The sequence below is a fragment of the Stutzerimonas kunmingensis genome, assembly GCF_014764705.1.
In the GTDB taxonomy this organism is placed as follows: Bacteria; Pseudomonadota; Gammaproteobacteria; order Pseudomonadales; family Pseudomonadaceae; genus Stutzerimonas.
This window is the reverse complement of the sequence record NZ_JACXXG010000016.1, coordinates 41,409-59,887: the sequence shown is the minus strand read 5'-3', so window position 1 is coordinate 59,887 and position 18,479 is coordinate 41,409. Positions and strand designations below refer to the sequence as shown.

16 protein-coding genes and 2 tRNA genes are annotated in these 18,479 nt (G+C 62.4%); 15 read left to right on the top strand and 3 right to left on the bottom strand.

The window, feature by feature from the left end; all coding sequences use genetic code 11:
* Positions 1 to 27: 27 nt before the first annotated feature.
* Positions 28 to 774 (top strand): SDR family oxidoreductase, encoded by a 747-nt coding sequence (locus IEG05_RS13660; RefSeq protein ID WP_191122221.1) that lies wholly within the window; start codon positions 28 to 30, stop codon positions 772 to 774.
* Positions 775 to 779: 5 nt separating this feature from the next.
* On the opposite strand, the gene IEG05_RS13655 is transcribed toward IEG05_RS13660, so the two are convergent.
* The 3 genes from IEG05_RS13655 to IEG05_RS13645 all read right to left on the bottom strand — a co-directional run bounded on the left by IEG05_RS13655 (position 780) and on the right by IEG05_RS13645 (position 2,483).
* On the bottom strand, positions 780 to 1,754 hold the full coding sequence (locus IEG05_RS13655) for a tRNA dihydrouridine synthase (RefSeq protein ID WP_191122220.1): 975 nt from the start codon (positions 1,752 to 1,754) through the stop codon (positions 780 to 782).
* Between the two features lie 80 nt (positions 1,755 to 1,834).
* Positions 1,835 to 2,134 (bottom strand): hypothetical protein, encoded by a 300-nt coding sequence (locus IEG05_RS13650; RefSeq protein WP_102831542.1) that lies wholly within the window; start codon positions 2,132 to 2,134, stop codon positions 1,835 to 1,837.
* A 28-nt stretch (positions 2,135 to 2,162) separates the two neighbouring features.
* Positions 2,163 to 2,483: a hypothetical protein gene (locus tag IEG05_RS13645; RefSeq protein WP_102831881.1), complete on the bottom strand. Its 321-nt coding sequence runs from the start codon at positions 2,481 to 2,483 to the stop codon at positions 2,163 to 2,165.
* Positions 2,484 to 2,882: 399 nt separating this feature from the next.
* Between IEG05_RS13645 and IEG05_RS13640 the strand changes: the two genes are divergently transcribed.
* From IEG05_RS13640 to IEG05_RS13575, 14 genes are all read left to right on the top strand, one after another.
* A tRNA-Met gene (locus tag IEG05_RS13640) sits at positions 2,883 to 2,959 on the top strand.
* A gap of 169 nt (positions 2,960 to 3,128) precedes the next feature.
* Positions 3,129 to 3,205, top strand: a tRNA-Met gene (locus IEG05_RS13635).
* Between the two features lie 867 nt (positions 3,206 to 4,072).
* Positions 4,073 to 4,846 carry a hypothetical protein gene (locus tag IEG05_RS13630; protein WP_191122219.1) on the top strand — a complete coding sequence of 258 codons (774 nt, stop codon included), beginning with the start codon at positions 4,073 to 4,075 and terminating at the stop codon, positions 4,844 to 4,846.
* A 74-nt stretch (positions 4,847 to 4,920) separates the two neighbouring features.
* On the top strand, positions 4,921 to 6,123 hold the full coding sequence (locus tag IEG05_RS13625) for a DegT/DnrJ/EryC1/StrS family aminotransferase (RefSeq protein WP_023446366.1): 1,203 nt from the start codon (positions 4,921 to 4,923) through the stop codon (positions 6,121 to 6,123).
* Positions 6,124 to 6,126: 3 nt separating this feature from the next.
* Entirely contained in the window at positions 6,127 to 7,689 is a 1,563-nt protein-coding gene (locus IEG05_RS13620; protein WP_191122218.1) for a lipopolysaccharide biosynthesis protein, read from the top strand.
* Complete coding sequence (locus IEG05_RS13615; RefSeq protein ID WP_031298155.1) at positions 7,658 to 8,590, top strand: glycosyltransferase family 2 protein; 933 nt, start codon at positions 7,658 to 7,660, stop codon at positions 8,588 to 8,590. The genes IEG05_RS13620 and IEG05_RS13615 overlap by 32 nt, the downstream gene beginning before the upstream one ends.
* 51 nt (positions 8,591 to 8,641) lie before the next feature.
* A complete protein-coding gene (locus IEG05_RS13610) occupies positions 8,642 to 10,852 on the top strand; it encodes a polysaccharide biosynthesis tyrosine autokinase (protein ID WP_191122217.1) in 2,211 nt (736 codons plus the stop codon).
* 22 nt (positions 10,853 to 10,874) lie between these two features.
* A complete protein-coding gene (locus tag IEG05_RS13605; protein ID WP_191122216.1) occupies positions 10,875 to 11,618 on the top strand; it encodes a WbqC family protein in 744 nt (247 codons plus the stop codon).
* A 54-nt stretch (positions 11,619 to 11,672) separates the two neighbouring features.
* Positions 11,673 to 12,182, top strand: a complete 510-nt coding sequence (gene rfaH, locus IEG05_RS13600; protein WP_191122215.1) for a transcription/translation regulatory transformer protein RfaH — start codon at positions 11,673 to 11,675, stop codon at positions 12,180 to 12,182.
* A 62-nt stretch (positions 12,183 to 12,244) separates the two neighbouring features.
* Positions 12,245 to 13,555, top strand: coding sequence for a glycosyltransferase family 4 protein (locus IEG05_RS13595; protein WP_191122214.1), 1,311 nt, complete (start codon positions 12,245 to 12,247; stop codon positions 13,553 to 13,555).
* A complete protein-coding gene (locus tag IEG05_RS13590) occupies positions 13,449 to 14,747 on the top strand; it encodes a hypothetical protein (protein ID WP_191122213.1) in 1,299 nt (432 codons plus the stop codon). The genes IEG05_RS13595 and IEG05_RS13590 overlap by 107 nt, the downstream gene beginning before the upstream one ends.
* Positions 14,748 to 14,771: 24 nt before the next feature.
* The gene (locus IEG05_RS13585) at positions 14,772 to 16,085 is read left to right on the top strand and encodes a hypothetical protein (RefSeq protein WP_191122212.1); all 1,314 of its coding nucleotides are present in this window, start codon (positions 14,772 to 14,774) and stop codon (positions 16,083 to 16,085) included.
* A gap of 195 nt (positions 16,086 to 16,280) precedes the next feature.
* On the top strand, positions 16,281 to 17,387 hold the full coding sequence (locus IEG05_RS13580; RefSeq protein WP_191122211.1) for a glycosyltransferase family 4 protein: 1,107 nt from the start codon (positions 16,281 to 16,283) through the stop codon (positions 17,385 to 17,387).
* 54 nt (positions 17,388 to 17,441) lie between these two features.
* Complete coding sequence (locus IEG05_RS13575) at positions 17,442 to 18,476, top strand: acyltransferase (RefSeq protein WP_102831531.1); 1,035 nt, start codon at positions 17,442 to 17,444, stop codon at positions 18,474 to 18,476.
* The last annotated feature ends 3 nt before the right edge of the window (positions 18,477 to 18,479 follow it).

Genomic DNA, 18,479 nt, shown 5'->3' with positions numbered 1-18,479 from the left:
ATGAGCCTGCTGACGAGAGGTAACACCATGTCCAGAGTCATGCTGATCACAGGTGCCAGTCGTGGTATCGGCGCCGCCACTGCCCGGCTGGCGGCCCACCAGGGCTACGCACTGTGCCTCAACTATTACCAACGCGAAGACGCGGTGAAACAGGTGCTCGAACAGGTCCGCGCTGCGGGCGTATCGGCAATGACCGTCAAGGCCGATGTCGCCGACGAGAGCCAGGTACTGCAGATGTTCGACATGATCGATCGCGAGTTCGGCCGCCTCGATGTGCTGGTCAACAACGCCGGCATGCTCGAACAGCAAATGCGCCTGGAGCAGATGGATGCCGCCCGCTGGACGCGCGTGCTCGGTGCCAACGTCATCGGTAGCTTTCTATGCGCACGCGAGGCGATCAAGCGCATGTCCACTCAGCGTGGCGGCCAGGGAGGTTCGATCATCAATCTGTCCTCGATCGCCGCGCAGCTTGGTGCGCCTGGGGAGTACATCGACTATGCCGCGGCCAAGGGCGCTATCGACAGCATGACGGTCGGACTGGCCAGGGAAGTGGCCGGCGAAGGCATTCGGGTGAATGCGGTACGACCCGGTGTGATCCATACCGAGATTCACGCCAGCGGTGGCGAGCCGGATCACATCGAGCGGGTCAAGGCAAGCGTGCCCATGGGGCGCGGCGGACAAGCCGAGGAAGTTGCCGAAGCCATACTCTGGCTCGCCAGTGAGCGCGCCAGCTATACCACCGGCGCGTTACTGGACGTCAGCGGCGGACGCTGATCGGTCTAACCCAGCGCCGCCACCGGAATACCCATGGTATTGACACCGAGCATCGCGTCTATCCGCGCGCAATCGTTCTCCCGGCGCAGTGCGGCGAACAGCGCCACCGCCTCGGGGTAGTTGCGCGTAAGCAAGGCCAGCCACTGCTTCAGTCTGCCGGGCGCATAGCGTGGTGCGATCTTGCCCCGCGCCTGCTGCCAGAAGTCCACCAGCATGGGTTGAAACTCTGCCCAGCTCATCTCGGCGATGCTTTGCCCCTGTTTGGCTGCGGCGATCTGCCGTGCCAGGTCTGGCCGCGAAACCAGGCCGCGGCCCAACATGATATTCTCCGCGCCGCTGACCTCTCGACAGCGACGCCAGTCTTCTAGCGACCAGATATCGCCGTTGGCGTATACCGGCACCACGACGACTTCCTGCACGCGAGCCACCCATTCCCAATGCGCCGGCGGCTTGTAGCCTTCGACCTTCGTTCGCGCATGCACCACCAACTGCTCTGCCCCGCCGTCCACCAGCGCCCGAGCGCAATCGAGTGCACCGTCCGGGCTGTCGAAACCCAGGCGCATCTTGGCGGTGACCGGGATGTGCGCCGGCACAGTTCGCCGTACCTCACAGAGGACGGCGTGCAGCAAATCAGGCTCCCTGAGCAGGATGGCCCCACCGCGCGATTTGTTTACCGTCTTGGCCGGGCAGCCGAAATTCAGATCGATAGCAGGCGCACCCAGTGAGCAGGCATAGGCAGCGTTATCAGCCAGACAGGCAGGATCGGAGCCCAGTAATTGAACGCGCACAGCGGTTCCGGCGCGAGTAATGGCGCCAGTCTGCAATTCGGGTGCAAGTTTGCGAAAGCTGCTTTGCGGCAGCAGACGATCAGAGACTCGGATGAACTCGGTGACGCACCAGTCGACCCCACCCATCCGAGTCAGAACGTCACGAAGGATTTCGTCGACCAGCCCCTCCATGGGCGCCAAAGCGATCTGCATACCAGGCCAATAGATGTTGAAAGGTTGGGCATTGTACGGATGCCTGACCGCTTTATGAATGTTGCGTGGCCGGTAGCAGGCTATTCTTCGATGGTCCCGCCAATGGTGTCGGTTCCCGTGGTGGCTCCCATGCCGCCTGTGGTTCCGGTATTACCCGTTCCCATGGTGCCCAGGTCACTGCCCTGCTGCGCCTTATGGTCCCGACCGTCATGGCCTTCAAACTTTTCCCTGTGCTGGTCGGAACGCTCGCTCGATTCAACTGAGCTTTCGTTTGCAGCTCCCGGACGACGAGTGTCATCGGCGTTCTCCGCCGAACCGGCATACGCCCCGACAGAACCCGCCAGAAGCAATACTGTTACCACTGTGAGTGCCCAATTCATGGCTACCTCCTATCAATGAACGACTGCGTTAGTCACTACGCCTTTCCAATTTGGGACGGCGACGGTGCTCCATGTCGGTCTCATTGCCACCATGGCCGGGTTCGGCCGTGTCGTCGTACTGCTCCGCCGCTGGCTTCTTGGAGGATGCGTCACCTGCCTCAGACTGACTCTGGTCATCCTCCAGATAGTCGATACCGCCGCCAATGCCCATCGAGCCATTGCCGGCGGCGCCGCGATCCGCCGCGCCCGTGTTCTGAGCCAACGGGATATCAGCGAACGGTCGCTCCAGATCCTGCGCGCTGACTGTTGAAGCAAGCGCTGCAACCAGCACACCAAGCTGAATACGCATGTCCGACACCTCCGCATCATCCACTTGATACTTGGGCAGCGGCGATTCCAAGGAGTGCGCCGGCGAGCGACCGATGGCATGCCGGAACCGCTTTCAGCGAGCGGGGTCACAACCACAAGGACGAATATTGGATTCAAAGAGGAAGCTCCAGATGGAACCTGCGCTGATACTCCTGATGATGATCCTGGGTTGGCTGTCGGTAGCGCTCTCCATGCTCTGGGGCATGATGAGGATCGCTCGTCGCCATCACCCGCCGCAGGCTCGCCCGGCAATCAAACAGTGTCTACCACACCAGACAGCAGCTCCCGGCACCCTGCCCTCATGGCACGCCTGATCGGTATTCCCATCTGATTTCAAATAAACCCGTGACAGCCGCGTTTAAAGCTGTAGAATGCGCGTCGCGGGATGGAGCAGTCTGGTAGCTCGTCGGGCTCATAACCCGAAGGTCGTCGGTTCAAATCCGGCTCCCGCAACCAATTTAAAAGGCCACTCAGATGAGTGGCCTTTTTTTGTGCGCGCAAAACTCTGAGGCGCTGGTGTTGGCACCAGACCTCGCATGAATCGCTAACCTTTTGAATGAAATACGCTTTTTTCCTTCCTTTTGATTGACATCGAGTAATCCGGCTGTAGAATGCGCCCCACAGACGCGGGATGGAGCAGTCTGGTAGCTCGTCGGGCTCATAACCCGAAGGTCGTCGGTTCAAATCCGGCTCCCGCAACCAAATCACGAAAAGGCCACTCAGACGAGTGGCCTTTTTCGTTTGCGCGTCTTTTCTGTCACGTACAGACAAGCGCGCCCCCTCTTTCGGCCAGTCAGCCGCGTCTTGTAACAACGGGTCCGTAGAATTAACTCTTTATCCGAATAGTTGCTCAGCATAGTCGGAATAATATTCCCTTTGTTTATGCATACGTCATTTATGGCCAGCAAAGGAGCAGATGGTTTATTCAGCTTAGAGCTAATTACCGCATTCGCTATAACCATTGATGATAGCTCTAGGCCAGCCTGCGCCAAAAACAAAACTCCTTTCAACTCAATTAGTTGGCTCTTCTAAACACCTCGCGACGTCCATCTGCAACTTTTTTTTGGCTCCCTAGCTTGACTTGGTTCACGTTATGACGGATATCTAGTCGCAACAGGGAGCAATACGTTGCAGAGCAGTTTAAGACCAACTGGACAGGTCAAGTTTTGCGCAAGAGTTAAACCCCCTGCCTGATTAGCATCGCTTTTAATAAAGCAATGCGGGCTCGTTCGCCATAAGTATTGAGAGAGCCGGGGCTCGCAGAGTGCCCGGAGTGCGGTAGCCATGCCCGATTCTCTCAAGGTCACACGCGGACGTTGGCCGATCGCAGATGACGGGGAATACGTACAAGTTATTCAAATCGACATGTAAATAAGTCGATGGCGGTAGCTTTGTCTAAATAAAAGAATATTTAGATCGGCATTAACTTTCGTCACAGGCTAAAAGCCTACTGCCCAAGCATTACGCCGAAATTCTTTATTCCCACCCAGGACGCCGATCAGCAGCGGAGCGGCAATAGCTGCGATTCGGCAAACCGTTTCGCCTCGCCTTTGCGCAGGGAGAACTACAGTGTCAACAATCTTTTATGGAACGGAAGATCAGGACAAGGCATTGATTGCGCGGGATATCAATCAGAATGGCTACGCCTGCATACCCGGCTACTTGAACAATCTGCAACTAACTCAACTGCGCGAGCAAGTTTACGAGCAGGCTCGACAGCATCACGGGGAATATTTCGCTCATCACGACGGTGAACAGGTTGCGGGCTCGCTGCTTGCCACGTTGAGCAGCGCGCCAGAGTTCCAGTCGCTGCTGGACGACGTGTATCAGCTCGGCGCTGGCAAGGCGGCGCCAAGCAAACGCATCTACCTGGTGATGCGATGCGTGCAGGGGCAGACAGGACGCAAGGAGTCGAACTGCTTCCACTACGACGCTTCTCTGGTAACGGCATTGCTACCTGTGGAAATCCCGCAGGACGGCGACCAGCGCGGCGACCTGCTGCTGTTTCCCAATCTGCGCAAGCTTCGCAAGTACGTGCTGGTCAACGTGGTGGAGAAAGCACTGCTGCAGAACAAGTTGAGTCGCAAGCTGATTAGCCGCGCGATAGGCCTCGGACTGCTCAAGCCTCAGCGCCTGCAGCTGGTACCCGGCAATCTCTACCTGTTCTGGGGCTACCGATCCCTGCATGCCAACGAGCCTTGTGATCCGGCGCAGCTGCGCGCCACCGCCATCTTCCATTACGGCGATCCCCACGCCGGCAGCCTGATGACCCGAATGATCCTCAGGCACAACCAACGCAGGGCGCGTCGGGCCAGCGCAATAGGCGCACAGCAAGCGGTGTGACGCCCACCCGCATTTACCCGGCGAGAATCCCCGGATGCCATCCAGGGTGGCTGAGCTTCGATAAGGAAATCATCATGATCAACGTGACCAAGTCATACCTGGGCAGCAAAAACAAGTTCAAGGCTTACATAGACAGGATCTACAACACCGGCTGGCTCACCAACAACGGACCATTGGTAACCGCACTGGAGCAACGACTCAAGGACTACCTCGGGGTGAGGAACATCATCCTCACCAACAATGGCACCATCGCACTGCAGGTCGCGTATCGTGCGCTGGGGCTGACGGGCAGCGCCATCACCACGCCCTTCAGCTTCGTTGCCACCACCAGCTCGCTGCAGTGGGAAGGCATCAAGCCGCTCTTCGTCGACATCGACCCCGCAACCTGGAATCTGGACCCGGAGCAGATCGAGCGAAATATCCAGCCCGACACCTCCGCCATCGTCGCCACGCATGTGTTCGGCAACCCCTGCGATGTGGAACGCATCGAGCAGATCGCGCGCAAGAACAACCTGAAAGTCATCTACGACGGCGCCCATGCGTTTGGCGTTCGTCACAAGGGTCGCTCGGTCTACGACTGGGGCGATATCAGCACGCTGAGTTTCCATGCAACCAAGCTGTTCCACACCATCGAGGGCGGCGCCATCGTCACCAACGATGACGCCCTGGCCGAACGCATACGCCTGCTCTGCAACTTCGGCATCGTCGATACCGACCAGATCGAAGGCATCGGCATCAACGCCAAGCTCAACGAGTTCTCCGCCGCGATGGGCATGTGCGTGCTCGACGATATCGAGCTGATATTCGAGTGCCGGGCAGAGATCGGCCATCGCTACGAGCGCCGCCTTGGCGAACACTTCGATCTGCAACGGGCGCAGCCGGAATCCCAGTGCAACTACAGCTACTTTCCCGTTGCCCTCGCCGACGAAAGCCAGCTCCTGCGCTGCCGCTCGCAACTGAACGAGAACGGCATCAACCCCCGCCGCTACTTCTACCCGTCGCTGGACACGCTCGATCATCTGCAGCCGCAAGTGCCGCAGCCACGCTCGCGGGCCCTGAGCCGCAAGGTGCTGTGCCTGCCGATCTACCCCGGGCTGCCGCGCAAGGTGCAGGAAAAGGTCATGCAGACGCTGATCCAGGAAGCGATCCACAGCGAACAGTCGAACCGGACCCTGTTCCAGCCCTTTGCCGATGCGTTCGGGCTGTTCAGCGGCGTGGAGCGCCTGCCAGGTTCGGATTACCCGCGCATGCCCCTGACCACTGGAGGCCAGCAGTAACTCATGTCAGATCCCAAGCGGTTATCGGTGATCCGCAACACCAGCCTGAACTACCTCGGCCAGGCCTACGCCCTGCTGATCGGCATTCTGATCCTGCCGTTCTATCTGAAGCATCTGGGCGCCGAAGCCTACGGGCTGATTGGCTTCTTCGCGGTACTTCAGGCCTGGCTGCAGCTGCTCGATGCCGGGATGTCGCCGGCACTGGTGCGGCAGGTGGCACACTACCGCGGCCAGGGCGATCTCAGCACCGCGGCTGGTCCTGCAGGGCGGCTGCTGCGTTCGTTCGAGCTGCTGCTGCTGCCGATCGCCCTGGCGACCTGCGTGGCGATCTACCTGGGCAGCGGCTGGATCGCCGGGGCCTGGCTGCAGGCGCGGGAACTGTGCACCGGCACCATCATGCAGTGCATCAGCCTCATGGGCCTGATGGTCGCGCTGAGGCTCTACGCGACCCTGTACAAGAGCGGGCTGCAGGGCGTCGAACTGCACGGCTGGCTGAACGCAACGAACACCCTGATCGCCACCTTGCGCTACCTCGGCGGCCTGTTTCTGGTCGCCTATGTCTCGCAGGAACCGCTGGACTTCTTCCTGTTTCAAACCGCCGTGGCGCTGGTGGAAACGCTTGCCTTCGCCAGCAAGGCCTACATACAGCTGTCCAGCCCGAGGCTGCTCAGTGGCATCGACTGGCGCGTGGTGCGGCCGGTGCTGCCCTTCGCCGGCGGCATGTTCTTCACCTCGCTGCTGTGGATCGTGCTGACCCAGCTGGACAAGGTGCTGCTTTCTAAGGTGCTGCTGCTCAAGGAGTACGGCTACTTCTCGCTGGTGGCGCTGATCACCACCGGCATCATGACCCTGACCAACCCCCTGGTGCAGACGCTGTTGCCGCGCATGACCATGCTCGTGGCCGAGGGCCGGATCGCCGAAATGGAGCGGCTGTACCTGAACGCCACCCGCTTCGTCTGCAGCGTGCTGTTTCCGATGGCCGCGGTGATCGCCTGGCACGGGCATGCCCTGATCCTCGCCTGGACCGGCGACGCGGGCGCGGCGCAGTGGAGCGAGCGCATGCTGTTCTGGTACGTGCCGGGCAGCGCGCTGATGGCGGTCGGTGCCTTTCAGTTCTACCTGCAGTACGCCTATGGCCGGCTGCGCCTGCATATCTGGTACAGCGTGGTCTCCACCGCCATCAGCGTGCCGATCGTGATCTACGCAGCGCTCACCCACGGCGCCTATGGCGCGGCGCTTGCCTGGTTCTTCCTGCGCCTGGCGACCTTCGTGATCTGGCCTCCGGTGGTGCATCGGCGTTTCTCGCCCGGCCTGCAGGGCATCTGGACGCGTGACATCTTGCGAATCACCGCCGCGACCCTGATCGGCGTGGCGCTGGGCGAGCCGCTGTTCCTGCTGATCGCCAGCGACAACCGCTTCGACATGCTGATGGCGCTGGCCGTAAGCGGATTCATTTGCCTGGCGCTGGTCGCGGCCACCTCGAAATCACTGCGACTCAAGCTTCACCTACTCATCACCAAACGAGCGTCCAAAAATGGAATTGAAGAGCGAGCAAGCCTTGATTGAACGCTGGGGCGGCAAGACCGAGCCGCTGCTGAGCGTCGTCTGCCTGGCCTACAACCACGCATCCTTTATCAGGAAGGCGCTGGAGAGCTTCCTCCAGCAGGAAACGGATTTCCCTTTCGAGGTGATCGTCCACGACGACGCCTCGACCGACACCACCGCCGCGATCATCGCCGACTACGCGGCGCGCTACCCCCGCATCATCAAGCCGATCTATCAGACGCAGAACCAGTTCAGCCTCGGCGAGCCGTTCAGCACGCGCCTGTTCGCCCGCGCCGGGGGCAAGTACATCGCCTACTGCGAAGGCGACGACTACTGGACCGACCCGACCAAACTGCAGCAGCAGGTGGACTTCCTCGAGCAGCATCGTGACTACGTGATCACCTATCACGATGCCTTCATGTTCAACAGCAAGGGCATCATCCAGAGCCCGCAACTGACCGGAAAGCTGCGCAAGGACGCCACCGCGCAGGAGCTGATGCAGGGTCGCCCGCTCTCGACGCTCACCGTGTGCTTTCGCAATCTGGTGCAGGAGCTGCCGCCGGAACTGCTAGGCGTAAAAGTGCTGGATATCTGCTGGTGGTCGCTGCTCGGCGCCTACGGCAAAGGCAAGTTCCTGGAAACCATCAGCCCGGCCGCCTACCGCGTGCACGAGGGCGGCATCTTCTCCATGCAGCCGAGCCGGCAACGCATCCAGATGGCCATGCACGCCCACTACTCGCTGGCGCGCTACTACAGCCGCATCGGCAACAACGCGCTCTACGAGTACTTCCTGATCCAGGTGTTCGGCGAGTGCCTCTCGCTGATCTCGCCGTTCAGCAAGATCCAGGCGCTCTCGACCATCGCCCAGAACATCAGCCTCAACCTGCTGCGTCGGTTGAGCCCACGGCTGGCCAGGAGCTGATCAGCCCGACCCCGCTTCTTTGCAAAAACGCACCATGAGGAAGGATTCCCAATGACTGCCTTGACCCGCTCTTCGCTGGAATATGACGCGGACAACCGCATCGACCTCGCCGGAATTATGCGCACCGCCTATGACCACAAGGCGCTGATCATCACCATCACCGGCTTCTTCGCTGCGCTGGGCGTGCTCTACGCCCTGATCGCCACGCCGATCTACCAGGCGACGGCGATGATCCAGATCGAACCGAAAAAAGCCGCCATCACCGGCGTACCGGAAGTATCGGCCCGGCCGGATTCGGTGTCCCAGGCGGTTACCGAGATCTCCCTGCTGAAATCCCGCGCGGTGCTCGGCAAGGCTGTCGAGGAGCTCAAGCTCTACATCGTCGCCCAGCCCCGTCATTTCCCGGTGTTCGGCGCCTTCATGGCGCGCCGGCACGACCCGGCGACCGATGGCGCGCTGGCCGCCCCGCTGTTCGGCCTGAGCAGCTACGCCTGGGGCGGGGAAAAGCTCGAAGTGTTCCAGCTCGATGTGCCCGAAGCCTATCTGGGCGTGGAGCTGACACTGGTCGCCGGCACCGCCGGGGCCTACACCCTGCATGACGACGAGCACGAGCCGATCCTGCGTGGCCAGGTCAATCAGGCGGTGGAGAACCAGGGTTTCAAGGTGCAGATCGCCCAGCTGGACGCGCGTCCGGGCACCGAGTTCGCGCTGGTCCGCAACCGTCCGCAGACCACCGCGCTGGACTACCAGAATCGCCTGAAGGTCGGTGAGGCCGGCAAGGATTCGGGGATCATCTACATGTCACTGGAAGACCCGGACCCGCAACTGGCCAATCAGGTGCTGGACGAAATCAGCCGGCTGTACGTCAGCCAGAACATCCAGCGAAGCTCGGCGGAAGCAGCCCAGCGTCTGGACTTTTTGCGCTCGCAGCTGCCGCAGGTGCGCAAGGAACTGGAAAAGGCCGAGGCGGCGCTGAATGCCTACCAGACCAGCTCCAAGTCGGTGGATATCAGCATCGAAACCAAGGGCGTGCTCGACCAAATCGTCGCCCTGGAAACGCAGATCTCTGAACTGTCGCTCAAGCGCGTCGAATACGACCGTCTCTACACCCGCGAGCACCCGACCTATCGCACGCTCATCACCCAGATGAACGAGCTGCAGGCGCAGAAAGCCCAGCTGCTGAAGAAGGTCGACGCCCTTCCCATGACGCAGCAGGAGTTGCTGCGCCTCCAGCGTGACATGGAAGTCACCACCCAGACCTACACGCTGCTGATGAACCAGGCGCAGGAGCAAGACATCCTGCGCGCCGGCACCATCGGCAACGTGCGCATCATCGACAACGCCTACTCGATGATCGAGAAGCCGTCGAAACCGGTCAAACCGCTGGTGGTGGCCATCGCGATCTTCGTCGGCCTGCTCGTCTCGGCGGCAGTCATCCTGCTGCGCCAGGCCTTCTACCGCGGTGTGGAAAGCCCGGACGTGATCGAGAAGCTTGGCGTACCGGTCTATGCCGGCCTGCCCTACAGCGCCCCTCAGGATCAGCTCAATCGCAGCCGCAAGAGCCGCGACGGCAAGACCCGACTGCTCAGCCTCACCGAACCGACCGATCTGGCGGTCGAATCGCTGCGCAGCCTGCGTACCAGCCTCAAGTTCGCCATGCTCGAGGCGCGCAACAAGGTGCTGATGATCACCAGCCCGACCCCTTCGGTTGGCAAGTCGTTCGTGTCCAGCAACCTTGCTGCGGTGATCGCGCAGACCGGCCAGCGCGTGCTGCTGATCGATGCCGACATGCGCCGCGGCTACCTGCATACCCTGTTCGGCATGGCACCGCGTCACGGGCTGTCGGATGCACTGGCCAGTGGCCTGAACCTGGCGGAGATCACCAACCGCACCGAGCAGAAAAACCTGCACTTCATCTCCGCCGGGTTCTCCGCGCCGAATCCGTCCGAACTGCTGATGCACGACAACTTCTCCCGCCTGCTGCGTGAAGCGGAAAAGCTCTACGACTTCATCATCATCGATACGCCGCCGGTGCTCGCGGTGACCGACGCCGTACTGGTCGCCCAGCAGTCGGGCACCAACCTGTTGGTGGCCCGCTTCGGCCTCAGCACCAGCTCGCAGATTGATGCATCCAAGCGGCGGCTCGCGCAGAACGGCGTGCTGCTCAAAGGCGTGATCCTCAATGCCGTTAAGCGCAAGGCCTCGACCTCGCCGTACGACAGCGGCGCCTACGGCTATTACACCTACACCCAGCAAGCCTGATCGCCAGACAAGGAGGTGCACCGTGCTCAGAACCGTCTCGATGATGCAGCCCTACCTATTTCCGTACCTGGGCTACTTTCAGCTGATCGCGCTCAGCGACGTATTCGTGCTGGGTGACGACCTGCAATTCGTCAGGGGCTCCTGGATGAACCGCAACCGGATTCTCGTCTACGGCCAACCCAAGCTCATCAGCTTCCCGCTGAAGAAGGGCCATCAGACCGAGCGCATCAACGAGCGCTGGCTCTGCGACGACTTCGACAAGGAAGCCGCGGGGCTGATGCTGACCCTCGAGCGTTGCTACGCCAAGGCACCCCAGCGCGACGCGGTGCTGCCGCTGATCCGCGGCATCCTGCAGTGCCCGGAACGCAATCTGGCGCTGTTCACCGAAAACTCCCTGCGCTGCCTCTGTGCTTACCTGAACATCCGCACACCGATCTACCGCGGCTCCAGCCTAGGCTTGCCGGCGAAGATGGACATGCAGGACCGCGTCATCCAGATCACCCATCGCATGGACGGCGAGCTCTACCTGAATCCCATCGGCGGCATGGAGCTGTACTGCCCTGCCCGCTTCCGCGCCGACGGCCTGCTGCTGCGCTTCCTGCGCATGGATGACATTACCTATGCGCAGCTAAAGCATCCATTCGTACCTTCGCTGTCGATCATCGACGTGCTGATGTTCAACAGCCGTGAAGAAATCAAAGAGCTGCTTAAGCGCTTCAGCGTGGTAGAGGGACAGGAAGAAAGGGCAACGCTGACACTGGCGTGATGACATTCCGCCTGCCATCGGGATTCGGGCAGGCCAATCAGAGAAGGACATCCCATGACATCGAGCAATACCGCACGCTGGTACCTGATCCAGACTAAGCCTCGCCAGGAGGCCCGCGCCGAGGAGCACCTGTTGCGCCAGCACTTCGAGTGCTACCGCCCGCTCAAGGCGCCTGCGCCCTTGCGCGGCTCACAGGGGACCAAGACCGGCGAGGCGCTATTCCCCGGCTACCTGTTCATCCACCTGGATTGCATTCACGACAACTGGTACCCGATTCGCTCCACTCGGGGCGTCAGCCGCGTAGTTAGCTTCGGCGGCCAGCCGACGCCGGTACGCGACGAGCTGATCGAACAGTTGCGACAGCGCCTCGCCCAGCCGCAGACCATGGCGGCGGCGCCGTTCTCACCTGGCGAGCGGGTCCAGGTCAGCGGCGGCAGCTTCAGCGACATCGAAGCGATCTTCGTCAGCAGCGACGGCGAAGAGCGCTCCGTCATCCTGCTCAACCTGCTGCAGCGTGAGCAGAAGGTCCGGGTACCCACCCGTTATCTCCAGTGCTACTCCTGAGCCAGGCGAGTGCCCGTAGGGCCATGCGAGCAGCCTGACAGGTTCAATCAGCGAGCCAACCGATGAAGATCCTATTCCTCAATGCGTTCTACACCCCGCATGTCGGCGGCGGCGCAGAAGTCATCCTCCGGCACCTGGCCGAAGGGTTGCAGCGGCGTGGTTGTGAGGTGGCAGTGCTGGCGACCGGCCCGGATGCCGGGCTGAACATGCAGATTCAGGACGGTGTGCGGGTCTATCGCGCCAACCTGGCGAACAGCTATTGGCATTACACCCAGCAGCGCCCGAGTCGCGTCGCCCGCCTCGGCTGGCACTACCGGGACCGCTACAACCGCGACATGCGCTGTCACGTGCGCGAGGTGATCGCGCGGGAGCAGCCGGATATCGTGGTCTGCAACAACCTCACCGGCTGGTCGATTTCCGCCTGGGACGAAATCACCGCCACCGGCCTGCCGATCGTCCAGGTGCTGCACGACCTGTACCTGCTCTGCCCGAAGGACACCATGTTCAACCACGGCAAGAGCTGCCAGCGCCAGTGCGGTATGTGTTCGGTGTTCCGTCTCCGCCACGCCGGCGCCTCGGCGCAAGTGGCCACGGCGATCGGCGTCAGCCGCTTCGTGCTCGAGCGCATCACCGCACAGGGCTATTTCAGTGGCGCGCGCCAGCATGTGGTGCACAACTGCACGCCGGCCAACCCCGGTCAGGGCAGCAAGCCCAGGCAGCGCAGTAACCATCCACTGCGCTTCGGCTATATCGGCACGCTGTCGGAGAACAAGGGCGTCGGCTGGCTGATCGAGCAGTTCCAGCGGCTGGACATCGATGCGCGGCTGGATATCGCCGGGCGCGGCAAGCTGGACTACGAAGCCAAGCTGAAGGCCATGGCCGATCCGAAAAAGGTCAGCTTTCTCGGCTACTGCGACAGCGACGAGTTCATGCAGAGCATCGACGTGCTGGTGGTGCCGTCGCTGTGGGGCGAGCCGTTCGGCCTGGTGGCCGTCGAAGGCTGCGCCAACAACCTGCCGGTGATCGCCAGCAACATGGGCGGGCTGCCGGAGATCATCCGCGACGAATGCAACGGCCTGCTCTGCTCGCCCGATGATCCCGACTCACTCGGCATCGCCATGCTCTGGCTCTACATCGACGGCGCACTGCGGCAGCGGCTCGCTAGCCAGGCACGGGCCAGCGTGCTGCCGCTGCTGGATATGGAACGCATGCTGGATCAGTACCAGACCATCCTGCGTGAAACACTTCAGGGAACGAGAATCCACCATGAACCAGAGCCTGCTGATTACCCCGCGGCGACGCGACTCGAATCCGTTGGCATTCGACAAGCCGACATTGTTGACGCTGGTCGTCGCCTCGCTGCTGCTGACTGAAACCTTTTCCGGCGCACTGCGCTACTACTTCGACATGGCCGGGATTTCCTGGCTGCTGTACCTGCCCAAGATTGCCTGCCTGATCGCACTGGGCCTGGAGCTGCTGCGCTACCGCGGCTGGCCGGCGTTCTGGCTGGTGCTGCTGGGGCTTGTCACTTCCGCCCAGCTGGCACTGATGCATGGCGCGGAGCTGGCCAACACCGGTTTCAGCCTGTTCATCTACATTCCGCTGCTGTTCGGTCTGATCTGCGGCCGCCATGTGGAGTTGCGGCTCGGGCTGCTGCGCCGAATCATCGGCTTCTGCCTGATTGCCTGCTTCGTCGGCATCGCCCTGGACATGCTCACCAGCGTGCCGTGGAAGGGCTACAGCTACATGGTCGGCGAGGTGGAACTGAGCGCCAACCGCTCGTGGGCGTTCGACGACATCGACCGCATCGGCGGCTTCGCCCGCATGTCCACCGCGCTGTCGGTGATGATCGCGATCTACAGCCTGTTCATCGCCGCATTCCTCCAGCCGCGCGTGCTACGCCTGATGCTCTACATCGCAGCGCTGATCGGCATCGTGCTGACCACCAACAAATCCACCGCGGCGGCCTACGTGCTGACCCTGCTGATGCTGATCGTCACGGCCTACCGCTTCGCCAGCGCCACGGCCTTTCTGATCGCGGTGCTGGTCGGCCTGATGCTGCCGATGTTTAGCCTGGTGCTCAGCCTGGACCCCAACGCCGCGAACAACGGCTCGCTGCTGGCCTCATTCGCCGACCGTCTGATCAACAGCTGGCCGAACTTCATCGGGGTCATCACCCGCGAGGGATGGGGCTGGTGGGGCGCGGGATTCGGTGCGGTGGGCAGCGCAGGACAGGTCTATCCCGTACCGGGCCTCGAGCTGCTGAGCGTCGCCGACAATACCGCGCTGTACCTGTGGGGCATGCTCGGCGTGTTCGGTGTGCTCCTCTACCTGCTGACCTTTCCGCTCATGCTGCGCCTGCATGAACGGGGCCTGCGACTGCGCAGCGCGTTGCTGCCGATCGTTTTCTGCATCTGCCTGGTGGCCTGGGCCACGGATGTACTGGAGGTGTCCATCGCCACGCTGTTCCTGGGCCTGGCGATCTCCCACGTGCTGACCCCGGCCCGCGCCCCGAGCAACAACCTGGCGGCGCAACGGCTGCCCGAGTTGCAGCACCTGACCTGAGACCTACCTTCACGGATGATCCACATGACGAAGCGCTCTACCCCGCTCAACATCCTGCTGCTGGGCGGCTTGCTTGGCCTTGCTCCGTTTACACCGGCCCAGACCACCGAGGAGCCTTTCGTGGTCGGCGTCTGTGCCCATGAACTGCACAAGGGCGACCCCAGCGGCCGCGCCTACGCGATGATGCGCGATGCCGGCATCACCTCCGTGCGCACCGACGCTCACTGGGCCTACGTCGAGCGCCGCCCTGGGCAATTGAAGATCGAGCCATCCTGGCACCGTTATCTGAAAGCAACAGCCGCTCACGGGCTGAGCACCCAGTTCATCCTCGGCTACGGCAACTCGCACTACGGCGGGGGTGAAAAGCCCCGCAGCGAGCCGGTAAGGGCGGCATTCAATCGCTATGTCGAGTTCATCACCGAAGAGCTGAAAGGCCAGGTCGCCTATTACGAGATCTGGAACGAATGGGACGTCGAGGACCCGCGCGACCCCGAGTTCACCCAGGATTACGCGAGGCTGATCGCCGATGCGTCCGGGATCATCCGGCAGCGTGCGCCCAACGCCAAGGTGCTCGCCGGCGCCGTGACCAGCCAGGGTATCGACTCCGGTTTCGCCCTGCGCCTGCTGGAGAACGGCCTGATGCAATCGGTGGACGGCCTGTCCTTGCATCCCTACGTGCACTGCCGCGGCTGGCGGCGCAACACCCCAGAGGCCTGGATCGAATGGATGAGCGAGGTCGACAAGGACCTGACCCGCGCCGCCGGACGCCCGGTACCGCTCTACCTGACGGAGATGGCCTGGCCTGCCCATCAGGGCGCATGCGGCATCGATGAAAGCCTGCAGGCGGCCTACCTCGCCCGCGCCTTCTTCCTGGCCAAGACGCTGCCGAGCATCAAGGGCATGTGGTGGTACGACTTCCGCAACGATGGCACCGACAAGACCGAACGCGAACACAACTTCGGCCTGGTACGGCAGGACTTCACACTCAAGCCGGCCTATTCGGTGCTCGCCTCCATCAGCCCGATCATCAGCCAGTACAGCTTCCTCAGCCGCGAAGAGAAAACTCCGGGTGACGTGGTGATGCTGCGATTCGCCCGCGCAGACGATGAGCTGATGGTGGCCTGGAGCACCGGCAAGCCGCGAACCGTGGAGCTGCAGAACGCCGAAGGCCAGGCGGGCCAGGTAGCGCTGATCGATACCGCCCAGCCCCAGCACGGCCGTGTGGTCACCAGTACCGCGTGGAAGTGTCCGGGCAAAGGCCAAGCCTGCAGCACCGAGGTGGAGCTCGATGGATTCCCGAAAATCATCAGCCTGCGCGCGGTGCAGAACGACGGTTGACCCCTGTCGCGACATGCACTGACCGCGCGACCGGCCACCCAGGCGAAACGCAACCGGACCAGCACGCGCTGGCCAACCCGCATTGACCGCCACGCACGACGCATCGCTTCGCCAGTCGCCAAAGCCGCCACCTGCCGGCGTTCGCCGCTTGCCAGCAACCGGCGGCGCACACCATCCCCGCAAGGAGAGCCCTACATGATCGCCATCAACGCCCGTTTCCTGACCCAGGAAACCCGCGGTGTGCAACGTTTTGCCGAACAGGTCTGCCTGGAGCTTGCTGCCATGCGCAAGGACCTGACATTCGTCGCACCGGACGACATCCGCATGCACGCCAGCGCCGAGCGCCTGCAGGTGCGGCGCATCGGCCGCAACCACGGGCATCTGTGGGAACAGCTGGACCTGCCTCTCTGGCTGGCGCGCCATGGCTATCCGCCCCTGGTGTCACTGTGCAACACGGCACCGCTGATCTACCGCAACCAGATCGCCACCCATCACGACATCACCTATGTGCGCCATCCGGAAAGCTATTCGCGCACCTTCCGCAGCGTCTACAAGGGCATCACGCCGCTGCTGCTCAAGCGCATCAAGGCACTGATCACCGTCAGCGACTTCTCACGCAAGGAAATCGCCCGCTACTACGGCTACCCGAGCGAGAAGATCTGCGTCGTCCCCAATGCGGTGGCGGCCAAGTTCCATCCGCCGAGTGGCGCGGATCGCAGCGGCAATGCCAGGCCATACGTACTGGCGGTGTCCTCCCCGAACGCGCACAAGAACTTCGCGCGGATGGTCGCGGCCTTCCTCAGCCTGGAAGGCTTCGATGACGTGGAGCTGCATATAGTCGGCGACTCGCACTCGGTGTTCTCCGGCTCCACCTCCAGCATGGATGGCAATCCGCGCGTACGCATTCTCGGCCGGCTGAACGACGATCAGCTGGTGCGCGAATACCAGGGCGCCACCGCCTTCGTGTTCCCTTCGCTCTACGAAGGCTTCGGCATTCCGCCGCTGGAGGCCCAGGCCTGCGGGTGTCCGGTGATCGCCGCGCGGGCCGCATCGATACCGGAAGTGCTCGGCGAGAGCGTGCTCTATTTCGAGCCCCTGAACATCGAGGACATTGCCCGCCGCATGCGCCACGTGCTGCAGGACGCGCGACTGCGCGACGACCTGCGCACCCTCGGCCTGGCCAACGTCGAGCGCTACTCCTGGAAGCGCTCGGCGCAGACCGTGTCGCAGCTGATCGACAAGGCACTAATGGGCAAACCCAGCCCGCCGTCCTTTATCGCCTGGTCATCGGACCGCCCCTGATGCCCGACGAATGCAGTCCCGACACTCAACTCCATCAACCAAGCGAGGCAGACCATGGAACGGTTGGCGCATATCGACGCGCTACGCGGCAGCGCAGCCCTACTCCTGATTTTCCAGACCCTGCTGTTGCCACTGTCAGACGGCTGGGCACTGCAGCACGCCCTGGACCCCGGACTGCTGGCGGTGCTCTGGTTCCTGCTGTGCTGCGGTTTCATCGTGCCGGCCAGCCTGCATACCAGCGTCGACGGCGGGCGAGGCTTCGTCGTCCGCCGCCTGCTGCGCCTGCTGCCGGTCTACCTGCTGGCGGTGCTGCTGACCGCCATTCTGTTGCCGACGGCACCGGCCTGGCTGCCGGGTGTGGCCGCGCCAGGCGGCGCCATGGCGTTCGAGGTCATCGGCGCTTACGGAGCGCTGCTGCCAATCCTGCTGTTCTACGGATTGTGCCTGCTGCTGCAGGTGCTCGGCCTGTTGCACAGCGTCAGTCTGCGGACCAGCTGCGCGCTCGTGCTGCTGGCGGTGGCGCTGCTGCTCGCCCTGGCGCGGCAGCTGCTGGGCACAGAGCTACCGGTCACGCTGCCGCTGGCGCTATCACTGATGTTTTTCGCGTCACTCAGGTACGAGGCCAAGCATGAAAGCAGCAGCTACGCCCGCAGACGAGCCCGCGAATATGCGCGCTACACGCTGCGAATCTACCTGCTGGTGCTGCCGATCATCTTCCTCGCCGGCTGGTCTGCGGACGCAACCGCCTGGCCCCGGGACCTGCTCACCTATGCCCTGGCCATCGTGACCTTCCTGCTGGTCACCAGCCGACTACCGCTACGGGCACCGCCGCTCGTCTGGCTTGGAAGCCTCAGCTACTCGCTCTATCTGTTGCTGCCAGCGATGCAGCGCCTGAGCGAACTGCTGCCCCAGGCGCTCGGCCTGACCGGCCCGACCGCCAGCCTGGCTGGCGCTGTGTTCGGCCTGCTGCTGGCCCTCGGCAGCGCCCAGCTCTGCCGTCAGTTTCTGGATCTGCCGCTGGCTCACGCCGGCAGGCGCCTGACCAGACAACACGACCTGATGCCACTGGCACGCCTGCACAGCCGCTGAGGC